Below are 16,581 nucleotides of genomic sequence, written 5' to 3'. Positions count from 1 at the left end.
ATAATTCTGTCCTTGTAGGGCAGGACTGAATTAAATTAAGGACATGCCTAGCGTGTCCTTTTTGTTTGCGTAGATAGATATCATGATTGAAGAACAGGTGGTTTTAGTGGACCCTCAGGGCAGGGAGCTGGGGTTGCAGGAAAAAATGCATGCGCACCGAGAAGGGGCATTACATTTGGCCTTTTCCGTATTGTTGTACCGTGAAACAGGTGGCGGCCGGGAGTTTCTTATGCAGCAGCGCGCAATGGGCAAATACCATAGCGGTGGCTTGTGGACCAATACATGTTGCTCTCATCCGCGCCAGGGAGAGTCGATGGAGCAGGCTGGTATACGCCGGCTTGGTGAGGAAATGGGGGTTTCCGGCATTAGTCAGCTGGAAGATATTGCGACTTTCTTGTATCGCGCCGAGTTGGATAACCAGCTGGTTGAACACGAACTGGATCATGTGCTTGTAGCCTGTGTATCGGATCTGACGATTGAGCCGAATATCAGTGAGGTGATGAGTTACCGCTGGTGGCCACAAGCTGAGCTCGAGCAGGCAGTGGTATCTGAACCTGAGCAGTTTACGGCTTGGTTTTCGCAGGTATTGGATTATGTTGTTCAGTATTGAATACTGCGGACAGGATATAAAAAAAGCTGTCACCGGACAGCTTTTTTAGTATCAATGTCTTACCGTTACCAAAGCGCTTATTTGCGTACTGCAATTGCTTCGATTTCAATCTTCACATCTTTTGGCAAACGTGCCACTTCAACGCAAGAACGTGCAGGGTAAGGGGCGTTGTGCTCGTCGAAGAACTTTCCGTATACTTCATTGACGGTTGCGAAGTCGTTTAGATCTTTCACAAAAACAGTCATTTTTACAATGTCTGCTACTTTCAGGCCGGAAGATTCAACAACGGCTTTAACATTTTCCAGTGACTGGCGTGCCTGTTCAGCGATATCGTCAGAAACTTCACCTGTTATCGGGTTCACTGGGATTTGACCTGAAGTCAGAATCATATTGCCTAGATCGACACCTTGTACATAAGGGCCGATAGCTGCTGGAGCCTGATCTGTGTGTAGTACTTGAGTCATTGATTGTCCTTACTAAGTCATTCACAACCTATATTTAGGGCATTAGTTTGCTACCCAAAATCGTTTAGGTCAAAGCATTTCCTGTTACTTGTGACTGGGTTGCGGCGTTAAACTGGGATCCCTAGCCGCGCTTTAACCACCCGTTCACACTGTTCAATACGGTTAATGTCCTTTGGTGCGACCATGACCGTATCGTTCCCTCCCACCGTTCCTAGAATTTCAGCATGAGGCTGAATATCAATCAGACGAGCAACCAGTTGTGCACCGCCAGGGTGGGTTTTGACAACCACCACTAATTGGTTGTGGGTGATGAATTCGATTTGTGAGGAAATTGAAGAGCCAACTTGTACCGGTTCATTCTCGACCGTTAGGCAATACACTTTTTTGCCATAGGCATTGGGAACCTTAGCTACTCCTAACCGAGAAAGCAGCCGGGAGACGGTCGACTGGCTGACATCATCAAACCCCATGTCGATTAAACGTTGGCGGATGTCATCTTGGGTCGAAAAGCTTTGCTGCTGGAGCAGACGTTTGCAGGCTGTCGTGATGTTCTCATCATTTGAAAATGCATCAATCGCTCCGTGTACATTGGATACATTCACGGGCAACTCCTTTGTTATTTTATAGGGTATTAAGATCGTATCTTTTTGATTGCTGTCGGTGCCGACAGTAGTCGCAAGACAAAGTAAAGCCATTGCATAATCTTGCATAACCATCATAACAATAATGCAATTATGTTTTATTGACCCTAATCACCAAAATAATAAGCCGATTTTTTCTGCAATATGAGGCATTTTATTCCGATTGATTATGCTGCAATTATGGTTTTAGAGGGATTTCTTTCTGTTGCTTCGACGTTAGCTGCGGTTCGGTCTCCGGTTCGCCTCTGAGTCCGGAAAGCGCCTCGGCACTATTATCCGGTGTCGTTCTTTTTACCGGTGACTGGAATGAAGGAGAAATTGGTGTTCGGTATTTTTGTAGAGCAGAAGAGGTCGCCGCTGCCATATTGATTTCGTTATTAACGGGCGCTAGCTGATTGATATCGGTTTCCTGGATCCTGTCAGGGGCTGCAGGGGTACTGGTGCTGGCAATGTCGATTACGGGCCGATTGGGACGATTAAGATCGCTAACATATTGGGATACCTGAATAGAGGCCAGTTGCGGGCTGGCCGAGGACGAAGCGATCCCGAGCGCGTCAAGCCAGTCAAAAATAAGGGTGGCTGGCACAAACTGGCTGTAGCGTATAGCGGGACGCAGGTTACGCAGATCTTCGGGGTTATGGACGATGGCGACCGTGATCCCGGCAATTTCACCATTCGTGTTGAATACCGGACCGCCACTCATTCCGGACATGACTGGTGCATCACTGAGCGAGTAGAGACAATCGGTATTGGTGTCGATGACATCTTGCAGGTACTTACCATCCCCTTTAATGCTATTGCCGAGTAGCGAGTGGCCGTGATGGGAAACCTGTTGGTCTGGGTAGATCAGCCCCCAGGTTGGGATACTGTTGGATGAGCGACGAATAAGAGCAAGATCACAGTAGGGATGGTGAATGACATTGAAATCCCAGGACAGCTTGGCAACATGCTTGGCAGTGATCATGTACTGCTCATTGATAGGGACGGCAGAGCCGAAGCCGCCAAGCAGGAGCGGAATTCCAACCATGACCATTTGGTTGGCTTGGTTGCTCGGCGTTTGGCTGACCGGGCCATTGCTCATGATGCAGCCTGAGAGCAGAGCAAGTGCTAACGCCCAGCTACAGAGCCTTGAAAAAATAGGGGCGGAGTGAAAACCAAAACGTACAACACACTTCATGCCGCTGTCCTTTGAAAGTCGATGAGTCCGGCAGTGGCGGCCAAAGAAGGAACCCTGTCGGTTTTTAGTTGCGATTTTTCAAAGGTAGAGGTATTGCTCAGAGCGGGACGCTCTAGAAATGAGAATAAAAAAACCGGCTCAGGGTTGAGCCGGTATTCTTAGCCTTGATGCAGGAAAATCGGTATTTGAGGCAGTTTAGTTATGCTCGGTAACGATCTCACGGGAGAAGACTTTCTCGCAATATTTGCACTTAAGCTGAACATCGTCACTCTGGGTACGAACGTTAAAGCTGCTATCAACCGGCTCACCGTGGGTGATGCAGTTGGTATTTGGGCATTTGAAAATAGCGTTGATTTGCTCGGGCAGCGACAGAGTCAGTTTTTTCACTACTTCGTAGTTTTCAATCTGGTTGACGGTTGCCTTTGGTGCATAAAGTGCCAGCTGATTGGCTTGGTCTTCGCTGATGAAAACATTTTCAATTTTGATCAGATCTTTGGCACCCAAGGCTGAGGAAGGCAGGTTCAACCCCACGGTCACACGCTGGTTGGTTTTGTGCATTTTAAACAGCTTCAGTACCTTGATCCCTACATTCGCTGGGATATGGTCGATAACGGAACCGTTTTTGATTGCTTCAACCTGTAGTTGAGTTTCCTTAGTCATAGCTGTTATCTCCTGCTTAAAGTTCTTCGTTTAGTACAAGGGCCAGTAGGGCTTCACGTGCATACACGCCATTTTCTGCCTGCTGGAAGTAGTAAGCGTGTTTGGTCTTGTCTACATCGACAGTGATTTCATCGACTCGAGGTAGAGGGTGCAGCACTTTCAGGTTGTCACGGGCTTCCGCCAGCATCTCAGCCGTTAGGATATACGCCGCTTTCATGTGGGCATATTCAGACTCGTCAAAACGCTCTTTCTGGACTCGGGTCATGTACAGGACGTCAAGCTGAGGAATAACCTCTTCCATGTTGGTGTGGAGGCTGTAGCTGATACCTGCCTCGTCTAGCTCTTCGCAGATGTAATCTGGCATCGCCAGTACTTCTGGGGCGACAAAGAAGAAGTTAACGTTGTTGAACTTCGACAGCGCCTGCGTTAGTGAGTGAACAGTTCGGCCGTATTTCAAGTCACCGACAAAAGCAACATTCAGGTTGTCCAGATGACCTTGTGTTTCGAAGATACTAAAGAGATCCAGCAGGGTTTGAGTCGGGTGCTGGTTCGCACCATCACCGCCGTTTACCACCGGCACGCCGTTTGAAAATTCAGAAGCCAGGCGAGCAGCCCCTTCCTGAGGGTGGCGCATGACGAAGGCGTCGACGTAAGAAGAAATAACCTGCACCGAGTCAGCCAAGGTCTCCCCTTTTTTGGCCAGCGATGTGTTGCCGCCGTTATCAAAGCCGATAACGGTGCCACCAAGGCGTTGTACAGCGGTCTCGAAAGACAGGCGGGTACGTGTCGAAGGCTCAAAAAAGCAGCTTGCCACAACCTTGTTTTTAAGTAGCTCCGGATTTGGCTCTGCTTTTAGTTTTCCAGCAGTTTCAACAATAAGCTCAAGTTCACTTCGGTTTAGCTCCGGAATGGAGATGATGTGTTTTTGAAACAACGAGTTCGCCATGGCTTCTCTTCCCTATATAGATACAGTTACGAAAGTTGTCTGCTCTCACGCAAAAAACAGACAAAAAAAAGCCCCCAAATAAAGGAGGCTTTTTTTAAAAAATTGAAAAAACAGAAAAATGATACCAACGCCGATTTTCGGCGGTAGTGCGTCAAGTTGTACTCAACTGGCTGGTTCATTGTTCGACTCTGTTCTGACAAATTGCGAAGGATTATACGCCCATTTCTTGTGAGCGCAAGCGTTTGCGTAAACTATTCATTCTATGGGATTTTATGCACATGTTATCACTTTGGTTTGAGCGTGAAAATGTGAAATAACTGGCTGAAAAAATGATGGTTTATGGGGGTTGGCTGATGGTGGGAGGGTGAAGAAACATGCAAATGCCGCCCCGAAGGACGGCATTAATTATGAGAGCTTAAAGGGTTTCTACGTCGAATCTTTAAAACTCAAGAGAGTCGATTACTGACCTAATGTAGCAACCATGATTGCTTTGATAGTGTGCATACGGTTTTCAGCTTCATCGAATACGATTGAGTGCTTTGATTCGAATACGTCTTCCGTAACTTCTAGGCCTTTCATGTTGTACTTCTCAGCAACTTCAGCGCCAACAGTTGTTTCGTCGTTGTGGAATGCTGGTAGGCAGTGCATGAATTTCACATGTGGGTTGCCAGTTGCTTTGATCATGTCCATGTTGATCTGGTATGGAGTCATCATCTTCACGCGCTCGTCCCAAGCATCTTTAGACTCACCCATAGAAACCCAAACGTCAGTGTATAGGAAATCACAGCCCTGAACGCCTTCCTGTACATCTTCAGTCATGGTGATTTTCGCACCAGTTTCTTCTGCAATTTCGCGGCACTGAGCAACTAGCTCTTCTTCTGGCCAGAATGCTTTAGGAGCAACTAGGCGGATATCCATGCCCATTTTCGCTGCACCAACCATTAGTGAGTTACCCATGTTGTTGCGAGCATCGCCTAGGTAAGCGAATGTCATTTCGTGTAGCTGCTTGCCACGGCCATGCTCTTGCATAGTTAGGAAATCGGCAAGGATTTGAGTTGGGTGGAATTCGTCTGTTAGGCCGTTCCATACTGGAACACCAGCGTGAGCGCCTAGCTCTTCAACGATTTCCTGACCAAAGCCACGGTACTCGATGCCGTCATACATGCGACCCAGTACGCGAGCGGTGTCTTTCATTGATTCTTTGTGGCCGATTTGAGAGCCTGATGGGCCCAAGTAAGTCACTTTAGCACCTTGGTCGAATGCTGCTACTTCGAAAGCACAGCGAGTACGAGTTGAGCTTTTTTCAAAGATCAGTGCGATGTTCTTACCGGTTAGGCGTGGCTGCTCGTAACCGTTGTACTTCGCTTTTTTCAGCTCGGCAGATAGCTCTAGCATGTGCTGAATTTCACGAGGAGTGAAGTCTAGAAGTTTTAGGAAGTTACGGTTGCGAAGATTAAAAGCCATGATGTTTTCCTCTTAAGAATCGGTATCTCTCGGCCGACTGTCGCTGCCTCTGGTTATGTTGGGCAGTGCGCCGGCCTGTATTATGTATTGTTTATCGTATTATGATGCTTTTGTGAATAACTATTCCGTTATTCTGCAATAATATTTGTGCCAGCTTCACCTTTCAGGATGCGTAGCCCCGCTTCCAGTGAGCCGATACCAACCAATTTGCCGCCTTGATTGATGAACTCGCAAGAAGCATCAATTTTTGGTCCCATAGAGCCAGCGTCAAATGCGTATTGCGCTAGTTCACTTGGTGTTGTGCTTCGTAGTGCTTTCTGTGTTGGTTTGCCCCAATCCAGGAATACTGCGTCTGCATCGGTTAGGATTAACAGTGCGTCAGCGTCAAGCTGTTTGGCTAGGAACGCTGCAGACATGTCTTTGTCGATTACTGCCTCTACCCCAACCAACTTACCGTTTTCTTTCTTCACTGGGATGCCGCCGCCGCCAGTACAAATTACCAGGTGTTGCTGGTTGATCAGTGCTGAAATTGCATCATCTTCGATAATGCCGGTAGGCTGTGGGCTAGGAACTACGCGACGGAAGTACTGGCCGTCAGGCTTCACTGTCCAGTGGTATTTCTCTGCCAGTTCACGGGCTTCTGCTTCATTGTAAACAGGACCGATAGGTTTTGTTGGGTCGGCAAATGCTGGATCATTTGGATCAACACTCATTTGCGTAAGCATGCAGGAAACGTGCTGCTCAGGAAGCAGGTTCTTCAGTTCTTGCATTAGGATGTAGCCGATCATGCCTTGGGTTTCTGAACCCAGTACATCAAGTGGGTATGGACTTACTTTTTTGTATTCCAGCCCCTGCAGTGCCAGCAAGCCAACTTGTGGGCCATTACCGTGTACCAACACTACGTTATATTCTTTCGCGATTTCTGCGATGGTTTTTGCTGCCGTAGCAATGTTCTGACGCTGGATATCTGCTTCTAGTGGCTCGCCGCGACGTAGTAGGGCGTTACCACCAAGTGCAACAACAACAGTTTGCTTGGTCATGGGATCGTCTCTCTTGGTTTTGTTCTTTGTTGGCCGGTATTCATTGTTACCGGCCATATTATTGTGCTTAGCGTTTTTGCTTAGCCCCTGAGCTTTTGTTGCTCAGGGTTATTCAAGCTCAGGCTTAGATGCCGTCACGTTCGATTGGGCAGCTCATGCAGCGTGCGCCACCACGGCCACGGCCTAGCTCATCACCTGGGATTGGTAGAACGGTGATGCCAGCTTTGTCGTACTTCTCGTTGGTGTAAGTGTTACGCTCGTAACCAATAACTACGCCAGGTTTCACAGTCAATACGTTGTTTGCGTCGTTCCACTGCTCACGTTCAGCTTCGAAGCTGTCACCGCCAGTTGTGATTAGGTTTAGCTGATCAACACCAAGCGCTTTTTCGATTGCAGTAACGAAGTAACCTTCTTCTTTCACGTTTACTGCGCCAGATTCGTCACCGGTTAGGCTCCAGCACTGAACGTCTTTACGTACAACTTCTGGGTAAACAGAGAATGTATCTTCACGCATGTGAGTCATTACTGTATCCAGGTGCATGCAAGAGCGGTGCTTAGGAAGTTGCATTGCAATAATTTGCTTCGCTTCGCCGTGCTTGAATAGGCTAGATGCTAGCTGCTCAACACCCTGTGGGGTTGTGCGCTCAGACATTCCGATAAGTACTGCGCCTTTACCAATTACTAGTACGTCGCCGCCTTCGATAGTAGAGTTGTCATAGATTTTCTCTTCGTCGCCGAAGTACTTGATGAAGTCTTGGCCTGCGAAGGTTGGGTGCCAGCGGTAAATAGCGCGAACATGGTTGGTTTCACGTTGACGAGCAGCTTTAGCCATTGGGTTGATTGATACGCCGCCGTATACCCAGCAAGATGTATCGCGGGTAAATAGGTGGTTTGGCAATGGTTCAATGATGAAATCTGTAGGCTCGTGCATACCTTGCATCATTGAAGAAGATGTAACTGGTAGCTCAGCGTAGCTAAGGCCGCCCAGAAGAATAGAAGAAAGTTCTTTATTTGGAAGGTCTGCTAGGAAGCAGCGAACGTCATTTGCAAATGCTGGACCGAAACGGTAGTCAGAAACTTGAGTGTTAAGAAGCCACTCTTTTGCTTCAGGAACAGCTAACGTATCTGCAAGTAGGTCACCAAGAAGCATAACTTCCACGCCTTGCTCGCGAAGAGTATTGGCGAATACGTCATGCTCTTCACCTGCGCGTTCAACCGCTAATACATCATCAAATAATAGTTCGTGACAGTTTGATGGCGTTAGGTGAGTTAGCGCACGCTCTGGACGGTGGATAAGAACGCGGCGTAGTTGACCTACTTCAGAACCTACATAGAACTTACTCATGATCGTATCTCTCTATTTTTATGCCAACATAATGTTGTTAGCTATATTTGTTTTTTTGCAAAGTGATTAAATGAATTATTTAATCCTCCGCTTCGTTTCTGTAATTGATTCTACTCTTTCGTTAATTAGAGTCTTAGACATTTGTCACACTTTAATTATTAATAAGGCAACGTGATCTATCGATTTTATTAACATAATTCATGCATTTGTAGCTTCTTTTCAATGCTGGGTTTTTATGTGTTTTTTATGGGTTATGCACGCTTTGTTGTTGCCTGATTCGTTGTTTTTTAATGGTTTTGTGTGTGAGATGGGAAGTTTATGCACTTTGTTTTTATGGTGGTAGATTGTGATAATACTAATCTTATGCAGTTTATATGGTTGTCTATCTAAATTAATGCCATTTGTTACTTAATCAGTAACAAATATTTTTCCTTTTATTTTGAATTAAGCCCGTTTTGTAGTTTTAATACAGGAGGCAATTAATTCATATAGTCATTTTTTTGATGGCGCTTTTCTGCTTTTGATGTTGGTTTTATCTGTGGTTGTTATATTCATTGGTGACTTTCTCTTAATTGAAAGGGTGCTTTATAGAAAAGAGATGAAGCGGTTTTAATTAATGATAATAAACAGCCATTGAAGAAGGTATATATTCAAGCTATCTCAATAAACTCGTTTCCGCATGAATGACTTAGTCAGATTCGCTCTTGGGAATAATTGTGATGAAAGAGTCGTTGTTTGGGGGTAGGCAGCGGTTGAGTACTGTTGGTGCGCCATTAGGTGAGGTTGTTGGAGTGGTTCTGGAGTAGTTCTGGAGTAGTTCTGGAGAGGTTTTGGAGTATTTAGGAGGGGAATGCTTTTGATGTATTTGGGGAATAGCCGAGAGGTAATTATGAGTGCCGTGACGATAAGGTCTAAATAAAAAACCGCCCGAAGGCGGTTTTTTTGGGGTAACAGAAGAAGGTCGAGTCGTGAATTACATCATTGCACCGACACTGAGCATTGCCATGATAAGTACTGTCAAAATACCTAGTAGTGGCGCAACCCATTTCACCCAGCGAACGTAAGGAACACGAGCGATAGCCAGACCACCCATAACAACAGCTGATGTTGGTGTCATTAGGTTCACAATACCTGATGCTGATTGGTAGGCTGTTACAACGAGGTCACGGCTTACACCAGCGAAGTCAGCAAGCGGAGCCATGATAGGCATAGTCAGTACCGCAAGGCCTGAAGATGAAGGTACTAGGAAAGACAGTAAGATTTCTAACCAGTACATTACGTTGATGAATACGATAGAAGACAAACCTGTTACCGCATGCTCTGCCGTGTTCAGGATTGTATCTGTGATCATACCGCGGTCCATGATTACCACGATACCACGAGCGATACCGATGATAAGTGCGACACCCAGTAGGTCACGAGCACCGTCGATAAAGCTGGACGTTAGCTCTTCTTCGCTCATGCGGGCAATCAGGCCGATGATGATTGTTGATGCCAGGAACATACCTGATATTTCAGCCATCCACCAACCCGCAACCGCAACACCGTAGATCATGATGCCGAAAGATGCAGCGAAGATAGCCAGAATGATTTTACGTGTAGTCGTGAACTCCAACATTTCGCCAGACTGGTTGCCTAGGAAGTGCGCTTTGTTCTCTTCGTATTTGTCATAAACAAGTGATTTTGTTTTGTCTGCTCGTACCATTTTTGCGTAACGCATGACGTAGGCAACACAGATCAGCCAGCCAATAACTAACATTGCTACGCGAAGCATGATGCCGTCAGTGAAAGGGATGCCTGCTGCGTTTGCTGCGATTACTGTTGCGAACGGGTTAATGGTAGAACCTAGCGTACCGATACCAGCACCAAGAAGAACGGTTGCTGCTGCAACAACTGGGTCGAAGCGTGCTGCCATCATTACAGGAACAAGTAAGGTGTAGAAAGGTAGTGACTCTTCTGCCATCCCGTAAATAGTACCGCCTGCGGCAAAAAGAGCCATCAGGATCGGTATCATCATTTCTTCACGGCCTTTCAGTCGAGCAGTCACACGTTCGATACCTGCATCGATAGCGCCGGTTTTGGTCACAAGACCAAGGAAACCACCAATGACAAGAATGAATAATGAAACATCAATCGCTGCTGCTTCGTACGAGTTGTGGTCGTAGAAACCATCAATCGGTGCCAGTAGAACATCCACTACACCTTGAGGGTTATTTTCTACCGCTTGATATGTTCCTGTAACTGGTACTTCTTTGCCTAGATCTTCGTTCATTACACGGTCATATTGACCGGCTGGAACGATCCAGGTCATCAGTGCTACTAGGGCGATCAAGCCAAAAAGAATGGTATAAGCCGAAGGGAATTTAAAGTTGGCGAAGAAGCCACCTTTTTCTTCTTTGTTTACGGTTTGCGTCGTCATTGTTGTCTCCTTGCCTTTATGGCTGTCGCCAGCACAAAGGGTCATTCTGTGTGCCAAACGCTTTGCTTGGCATGACGGTGCTCCCTGAACAAATTGTTCAGTGAAAAGTGGTATCAGCGGTGCGTGCGGCTAATTAGCGTTAACAGCTGCTGAATGCATATTGATCATCCATGCGCTACAGTGTTTGCAGGCAGGCAATCGTCGCTAAAGAGTGGTGTGGATTTGGCGTCAGGTTGTCACGCTCATTACCTGACCTATGGCGGTGATGGGCCGTTAGCATTTCGCTTGGGCTGGCATTACCGTTTGCCAAGGTCTGATAAGTGAGCGCTCCTCTGAGGCGGCGTTGCAAGGTGCGCCGTCGGCGCCCAGGCTCGGAGCCGGGATAGAACTTACTCATGATCGTATCTCTCATATTTTAGTAGCTCTACAGTCTTTGCTGCGAGTCTGTTTTTTTGTTTTGCGGGATGATTTTATGCTTCCCCGCAGGGTTTAACTTTGGTTTCGTTCACATTTTTTGGGGGTGATTATGCAGCAAGAGAATCATAAAATTTGATGGTGAGGGTATTTTTCACCAATAAATGGGTGAATATGCTTTTAGGTATTAAAACAACGAAAAAGATTTATTCATAAAGAAGCGCCCCCCAAGAAAGCAAGCCTATAAATAATGGCCTTTAAGGGCGGGCATGGTTCCTGATGGCTGTTTTGTTATGCGCTTTTTCCTATATAAAGTCGCACTGGTTTCATTCAATGGGAGCGCATAAAAGGGAATATTATGCAGTTTGTGGGATGGTTATCCAGTGAACAGAATCGAAGCTTAGTTTGATAAATATCAATTTTTATCAGCAGCATGGTAATTACGTTCAATCCATGCGATATTTGCCTGAAATTTTATTCCATAGGTGGAGTTACCCCATGTCTTATGCAGAACTGATTGAAGAGCAGAAGGAAGAAACCCGCGACATTATTGCGGCATTGCTGGAAGATGGCAGCGAACCTGAAGCCCTTTATACCATTGAGCACCACTTCTCTGCGGATACATTTGAAGAGCTGGAAGGTGCTGCGGTAGAAGCCTTCAAAATGGGCTTTGAAGTATTAGAGGCAGAAGAACTGGAACTGGCACCGGAAGATGGTGGCGGCAAGGTGGTATGCTTTGACGCGGTTATGGAGTCTGCCCTGAAGGCTGAGTTGATTGATGAGCAGGCTGAAAAGCTCATCAAGCTGGCTGAAAAGCACAATATCGATTACGACGGCTGGGGGACATACTTCGAGTCGGGTGAAGATGACGAAGAAGAGATCGAGGGTGAAGGCGAAGAATAAGCCTTGCTATTGATAAAAAGAAAGCTGGCTCAGGCCAGCTTTTTTATTACGTTTTCTAGAATGTTTTTAGCATTCGTACCTCGCAGGCATCATGGCCGGTACTGCCCATTGCATGGTGGATTTTGACAAAGCCGAGTGATTGATAAAGGGCAATTGCCTCGGTTAGATTGGCTGTCGTTTCGAGGTAGCAGCCGGCGTAACCTTGTTTGCGGGCAAAATCGAGTGCTGTTACCGCCAGTTTCCTCGCTAGTCCTCGGCCTCTCAACTCTGGCAGGAAGTACATTTTCTGTAGCTCACAAACCTTATCTTCCCCCGCTAAGGGAGCAATACCACCGCCACCCAGTATGCGGTTGTTATGCTCAATAACCCAATAGTTGCTCCCTTCATGCTGATAGACCTCGCTCATTGTATCCAGTGTTGGATCGGCAACCCCATAGCCTTTGTCGGCGGTCAGACCATACTCTGCCGAGACCCGCCGGATTACCGCCGCGATAGAGGCGTTATCAAGCGGTGTCATACGCCGGATCTCGTATTCACTCTGTCGCGAGGCTGCAAGCATGGACTTGGTGTACCTCTTTAGGCTTTGGTCCAGCTGATTGATTTCATCGAGATCCATCTGGGCCAGCCAGCTATCAACTTGTGTATTCAGTTGCTGGTGGAGTGCTGCGAGCTTTTCCTTACCCGTAGTGGTGAGCTGAAAGATCTGGCTACGTTTATCAAGAGGGTTAGGTACTGACTTTACTAGCCCCTGATTAAGCAAGACGGCCAAGGTGCGGCTGGCATTGGATTTATCGACATTGAGGCGGTGGGCCATCTCATTGACAGTGGTAGCGCTTTGCTCAAGTTCGATAAGGGAATGAGCCTGAACAGGAGTGAGGGCCATGGTGCCACACTGGTTGTCTAGCATACCGAGCTGGCGTACAAGTTGGCGAGATAGTTGGCGTAGTGACTTGGCATCCATTTGATTGAACCTATATTGTTGCGATATACAACTATATTTAATTGCGTGACGCAACAAAGTCAAGGACCTAAAAACAAAAAAGCTGACGATTTCTCGTCAGCTTTTTGATTTTAAACGATTCTATAAACTAGAAGCTTGTTGCTAGCGCTACTTATAGCGCCGCAATAGTTTCTTTTTGTGCTTCAAGCTTCACAAGCTTCTCTTGGTAACCCGTTAGCTTTTCGCGCTCTTTCGCGATAACTGCTTCAGGGGCCTTGGCAACAAAACCCTCATTGCTTAGTTTACCTTCGATACGCTTAACTTCACCTTGAATCTTAGCCACTTCCTTATCAAGGCGGGCTAGTTCTGCATCCTTGTCGATAAGGCCAGCCATAGGGATCATCAGCTCAGATTTACCTACAAGTGACGTTGCACATGCCGGTGTCTCTTCACCGTCAGCCAACACTTTAATACTGTCTAGCTTCGCCAGTGATTGTAGAACCACTGTGTTCGCTTGAAGACGTGCAGCGTCTTTCTCGCCTGCAACTTTCAGCATTACGTCCAAGCCTTTGCTCGGTGCGATATCGTACTCAGCACGTAGGTTACGAATGCTAGTAATGAAGGCTTTCACCCACTCGATATCTGCAACAGCGTCAGCGTTGAAGTTTGCTTCATCAAACTGAGGCAGTGCCTGCGTCATGATGGTTTCGCCATCAACACCTTTGATTAACGGCTTCACGCTCTGCCAGATTGATTCTGTGATGTACGGCAGTACAGGGTGAGCAAGACGCAGTGTCTTCTCTAACACAGTGATCAATGTGTAGCGTGTCGCACGCTGTTGTGCTTCAGTGCCTTTCCATAGAACAGGTTTCGTTAGCTCTAGGTACCAGTCACAGAATTGGTTCCAGATGAACTCGTAGATTGTGCCCGCAGCCATATCAAGACGGTAGTTCTCGATGTGTACGTTGAAATCTTTTGCTGCTAGCTCAAACTGAGACTCGATCCACTTGTCAGCCAGTGAGAATTCCATCTCAGCAGCGTTAGTCAGATCAGCGGTCATGCCACAATCTTGATCTTCTGTGTTCATTAGCACGTAACGACTTGCGTTCCATAGCTTGTTACAGAAGTTGCGGTAACCTTCCAGGCGCTTCATGTCCCAGTTGATATCACGACCGGTTGACGCCATTGCCGCCAGGGTAAAGCGCAATGCATCAGTACCGTATGCTTCAATACCGTTTTCAAACGTTTTACGCGTTTGTTTTTCGATCTTAGCTGCCAGTTTTGGTTGCATCATGTTGCCACAACGCTTCTCTACTAGCTCTTCAAGGCCGATGCCGTCAATCATGTCGATTGGGTCGATAACGTTACCTTTCGACTTCGACATCTTGTCGCCGTTTTCATCACGGATAAGACCTGTAACGTAAACGGTTTTGAACGGAACTTGTGGTTTGCCGTTTTCATCTTTACAGAAGTGCATGGTCATCATGATCATGCGGGCAACCCAGAAGAAAATGATGTCAAAACCTGTTACCAACACGTCAGACGGGTGGAAGGTTTTAAGATCAGGTGTTTGCTCAGGCCAGCCTTGTGTACCAAATGTCCACAATGCCGATGAGAACCAAGTATCCAGTACATCGTCGTCTTGGCGAAGTACAACTACAGGTGCCAGGTTATTGTTTGTACGTACTTCTTCTTCAGTACGGCCAACGTATACATTGCCTTCGTTGTCGTACCAGGCCGGGATGCGATGACCCCACCAAAGTTGACGAGAGATACACCAGTCTTGAATGTCACGCATCCAAGAGAAGTACATGTTTTCGTATTGTTTAGGTACGAATTGGATCTCGCCGTCTTCAACTGCTTTGGTTGCCGTTTCTGCAAGAGGTGCAGCGCGTACATACCATTGGTCAGTTAGCATCGGCTCGATAACGACGCCACCACGGTCGCCGTAAGGTACGGTCAGGTCGTGATCTTTAATTTCTTCGAGTAGGCCTAGTTCTTCAAATTCAGCGACGATAGCTTTACGTGCTGCAAAGCGCTCCATACCGTGGTATTTCGCTGGCAGATCTGTGTTGTATGCTGTGCTTGGCTCACCGTTAGTGGTGAAGACTTCAGCGGTATCACGGATGTCTGCATTGAAAGTTAGGATGTTGATCATAGGCAGGCTATGACGCTTACCAACTTCGTAGTCATTGAAGTCGTGCGCAGGGGTGATCTTCACACAACCTGTGCCTTTTTCCATGTCAGCGTGTTCATCGCCAACGATTGGAATACGACGGCCTACGATAGGCAGTAGAATTTCTTTACCGATCAGATCTTGGTAGCGCGGATCTTCAGGGTTAACAGCAACACCGGTATCGCCCAGCATGGTTTCTGGACGCGTGGTTGCTACTACGATGTAGTCTTTGCCGTCGGCTGTTTTCACGCCGTCCGCTAGCGGGTAGCGGAAGTGCCACATGTGGCCTTTTTTATCTTTGTTTTCAACTTCTAGATCTGAGATCGCTGTGTGTAGCTTAGGATCCCAGTTAACCAGACGCTTACCACGGTAGATAAGGTCGTCTTCGTAAAGACGTACGAATACTTCTTGTACTGCATTTGATAGGCCGTCATCCATCGTGAAGCGTTCACGATCCCAGTCTACCGATGCGCCAAGGCGACGAAGCTGTTGGGTAATGTTACCGCCAGACTCCGCTTTCCATTCCCAGATTTTGTCGATGAAAGCGTCACGGCCGTAGTCGTGCTTAGTCTTGCCTTCTTCGGCTGCAATCTTACGCTCCACAACCATTTGGGTTGCGATACCTGCGTGGTCGGTACCGACTTGCCAAAGGGTGTTTTTTCCCTTCATGCGTTCACAGCGGATCAGGGTATCCATGATGGTATCCTGGAACGCGTGGCCCATGTGAAGGCTGCCAGTGACGTTTGGTGGTGGGATCATGATGCTGTATGCATCTTTAGATGTGTCACCATGAGGCTTGAAGTAGCCAGCCTCTTCCCAGCGCTGGTACAGCGCCTGTTCGATTGATTGTGGGTTGTATGTCTTTTCCATAGCGCTCTTAGAAGGATCTACATGGGAATTAGGGCGTCTCAGGGGCAGCGGTGGTCTGTAATTGAATGCCTACAAGGCGATATGCCTTGTAGCGTTCACGGGCCAGCTGCTTGAGCTTTTCATCGCAAGGAACGAAGTCTACCACTTGTGAGAAGGTAACCGCAAAATTTGGTGCATCCTGACTCAAATTAATCAGGATGCCCCGGCGTCCGCTATGACGTAACCCCGGCCAGCCGATCTCGACTGGTGAACCGCCACGAGGGCCTTCACCAATGAGATTGTGCGGCACGAAATTGTCCGGCTCTTGCTGCCAAAGATACTCATCTATTTGCTCTGCCTGCTCTTTACTGCCGGCGAGGAGGTAGACCTTGTGGCCTTGCTTATAACTCAATGCTGCTTGATGGCAGGCGAAGTGAAACTGATAGTCGCTATCGGCTTCAATCTGTTTGTCATCAATAATATAAAAAGTAGCATGAGTCATAGTGATTGTTCTCAAAAAGAAAGGGGCCTTG

Annotated in this window: 15 protein-coding genes; 2 read left to right on the top strand and 13 right to left on the bottom strand. The window is 47.2% G+C overall.

From position 1 onward, the window contains the following. Positions 1-82 precede the first annotated feature (82 nt). A complete protein-coding gene (gene idi / locus EDI28_RS18650) occupies positions 83-610 on the top strand; it encodes an isopentenyl-diphosphate Delta-isomerase (protein WP_128785402.1) in 528 nt (175 codons plus the stop codon). Between the two features lie 77 nt (positions 611-687). Here idi and EDI28_RS18645 read toward each other — a convergent pair whose 3' ends face one another. The 10 genes from EDI28_RS18645 to EDI28_RS18600 form a co-directional block, all read right to left on the bottom strand. Next, positions 688-1,074 (bottom strand): RidA family protein, encoded by a 387-nt coding sequence (locus tag EDI28_RS18645; RefSeq protein ID WP_128785401.1) that lies wholly within the window; start codon positions 1,072-1,074, stop codon positions 688-690. A gap of 107 nt (positions 1,075-1,181) precedes the next feature. Further along, the gene (locus tag EDI28_RS18640; RefSeq protein ID WP_128785400.1) at positions 1,182-1,676 is read right to left on the bottom strand and encodes an arginine repressor; all 495 of its coding nucleotides are present in this window, start codon (positions 1,674-1,676) and stop codon (positions 1,182-1,184) included. Positions 1,677-1,893: 217 nt separating this feature from the next. Continuing rightward, positions 1,894-2,892: a serine protease gene (locus EDI28_RS18635; protein WP_128785399.1), complete on the bottom strand. Its 999-nt coding sequence runs from the start codon at positions 2,890-2,892 to the stop codon at positions 1,894-1,896. Between the two features lie 195 nt (positions 2,893-3,087). Next, a complete protein-coding gene (gene pyrI, locus EDI28_RS18630) occupies positions 3,088-3,552 on the bottom strand; it encodes an aspartate carbamoyltransferase regulatory subunit (protein ID WP_128785398.1) in 465 nt (154 codons plus the stop codon). Between the two features lie 16 nt (positions 3,553-3,568). Beyond that, the gene (gene pyrB / locus EDI28_RS18625) at positions 3,569-4,498 is read right to left on the bottom strand and encodes an aspartate carbamoyltransferase (RefSeq protein WP_128785397.1); all 930 of its coding nucleotides are present in this window, start codon (positions 4,496-4,498) and stop codon (positions 3,569-3,571) included. Positions 4,499-4,957: 459 nt separating this feature from the next. Continuing rightward, entirely contained in the window at positions 4,958-5,962 is a 1,005-nt protein-coding gene (gene argF / locus EDI28_RS18620; RefSeq protein ID WP_128785396.1) for an ornithine carbamoyltransferase, read from the bottom strand. Between the two features lie 128 nt (positions 5,963-6,090). Next, complete coding sequence (gene arcC / locus EDI28_RS18615) at positions 6,091-7,002, bottom strand: carbamate kinase (RefSeq protein WP_128785395.1); 912 nt, start codon at positions 7,000-7,002, stop codon at positions 6,091-6,093. A gap of 124 nt (positions 7,003-7,126) precedes the next feature. Next, a complete protein-coding gene (gene arcA / locus EDI28_RS18610) occupies positions 7,127-8,347 on the bottom strand; it encodes an arginine deiminase (protein WP_128785394.1) in 1,221 nt (406 codons plus the stop codon). Positions 8,348-9,320: 973 nt separating this feature from the next. Beyond that, positions 9,321-10,766: a YfcC family protein gene (locus EDI28_RS18605; RefSeq protein ID WP_128785393.1), complete on the bottom strand. Its 1,446-nt coding sequence runs from the start codon at positions 10,764-10,766 to the stop codon at positions 9,321-9,323. Positions 10,767-10,941: 175 nt separating this feature from the next. Further along, a complete protein-coding gene (locus tag EDI28_RS18600; protein WP_128785392.1) occupies positions 10,942-11,163 on the bottom strand; it encodes a hypothetical protein in 222 nt (73 codons plus the stop codon). 515 nt (positions 11,164-11,678) lie between these two features. On the opposite strand from EDI28_RS18600, the gene rraB reads away from it, so the two are divergent. Next, a complete protein-coding gene (rraB, locus tag EDI28_RS18595; RefSeq protein ID WP_128785391.1) occupies positions 11,679-12,083 on the top strand; it encodes a ribonuclease E inhibitor RraB in 405 nt (134 codons plus the stop codon). 55 nt (positions 12,084-12,138) lie between these two features. Here the strand turns inward: rraB and EDI28_RS18590 are convergent, their stop codons facing one another. The 3 genes from EDI28_RS18590 to EDI28_RS18580 all read right to left on the bottom strand — a co-directional run bounded on the left by EDI28_RS18590 (position 12,139) and on the right by EDI28_RS18580 (position 16,550). Beyond that, positions 12,139-13,044 (bottom strand): bifunctional helix-turn-helix transcriptional regulator/GNAT family N-acetyltransferase, encoded by a 906-nt coding sequence (locus EDI28_RS18590; protein ID WP_128785390.1) that lies wholly within the window; start codon positions 13,042-13,044, stop codon positions 12,139-12,141. Between the two features lie 151 nt (positions 13,045-13,195). Further along, entirely contained in the window at positions 13,196-16,069 is a 2,874-nt protein-coding gene (locus EDI28_RS18585) for a valine--tRNA ligase (RefSeq protein WP_128785389.1), read from the bottom strand. A 28-nt stretch (positions 16,070-16,097) separates the two neighbouring features. Further along, positions 16,098-16,550 (bottom strand): DNA polymerase III subunit chi, encoded by a 453-nt coding sequence (locus tag EDI28_RS18580; RefSeq protein ID WP_128785388.1) that lies wholly within the window; start codon positions 16,548-16,550, stop codon positions 16,098-16,100. Positions 16,551-16,581: the final 31 nt, after the last annotated feature.

This window comes from Photobacterium chitinilyticum (assembly GCF_004104355.1).
In the GTDB taxonomy this organism is placed as follows: domain Bacteria; phylum Pseudomonadota; class Gammaproteobacteria; order Enterobacterales; family Vibrionaceae; genus Photobacterium; species Photobacterium chitinilyticum.
Note: the sequence above shows the minus strand (reverse complement) of the source record. Positions and strands in the feature narration are given on the sequence as shown.

What these genes read in the sequence shown, in the direction of transcription:
- idi (WP_128785402.1), top strand. Translation starts at nt 83, where the DNA reads ATGATTGAAGAACAGGTGGTTTTAGTGGACCCTCAGGGCAGGGAGCTG.
- EDI28_RS18645 (WP_128785401.1), bottom strand. Translation starts at nt 1,074, where the DNA reads ATGACTCAAGTACTACACACAGATCAGGCTCCAGCAGCTATCGGCCCT.
- EDI28_RS18635 (WP_128785399.1), bottom strand. Translation starts at nt 2,892, where the DNA reads ATGAAGTGTGTTGTACGTTTTGGTTTTCACTCCGCCCCTATTTTTTCA.
- pyrI (WP_128785398.1), bottom strand. Translation starts at nt 3,552, where the DNA reads ATGACTAAGGAAACTCAACTACAGGTTGAAGCAATCAAAAACGGTTCC.
- pyrB (WP_128785397.1), bottom strand. Translation starts at nt 4,498, where the DNA reads ATGGCGAACTCGTTGTTTCAAAAACACATCATCTCCATTCCGGAGCTA.
- argF (WP_128785396.1), bottom strand. Translation starts at nt 5,962, where the DNA reads ATGGCTTTTAATCTTCGCAACCGTAACTTCCTAAAACTTCTAGACTTC.
- arcC (WP_128785395.1), bottom strand. Translation starts at nt 7,002, where the DNA reads ATGACCAAGCAAACTGTTGTTGTTGCACTTGGTGGTAACGCCCTACTA.
- arcA (WP_128785394.1), bottom strand. Translation starts at nt 8,347, where the DNA reads ATGAGTAAGTTCTATGTAGGTTCTGAAGTAGGTCAACTACGCCGCGTT.
- EDI28_RS18605 (WP_128785393.1), bottom strand. Translation starts at nt 10,766, where the DNA reads ATGACGACGCAAACCGTAAACAAAGAAGAAAAAGGTGGCTTCTTCGCC.
- EDI28_RS18600 (WP_128785392.1), bottom strand. Translation starts at nt 11,163, where the DNA reads ATGAGTAAGTTCTATCCCGGCTCCGAGCCTGGGCGCCGACGGCGCACC.
- rraB (WP_128785391.1), top strand. Translation starts at nt 11,679, where the DNA reads ATGTCTTATGCAGAACTGATTGAAGAGCAGAAGGAAGAAACCCGCGAC.
- EDI28_RS18590 (WP_128785390.1), bottom strand. Translation starts at nt 13,044, where the DNA reads ATGGATGCCAAGTCACTACGCCAACTATCTCGCCAACTTGTACGCCAG.
- EDI28_RS18585 (WP_128785389.1), bottom strand. Translation starts at nt 16,069, where the DNA reads ATGGAAAAGACATACAACCCACAATCAATCGAACAGGCGCTGTACCAG.
- EDI28_RS18580 (WP_128785388.1), bottom strand. Translation starts at nt 16,550, where the DNA reads ATGACTCATGCTACTTTTTATATTATTGATGACAAACAGATTGAAGCC.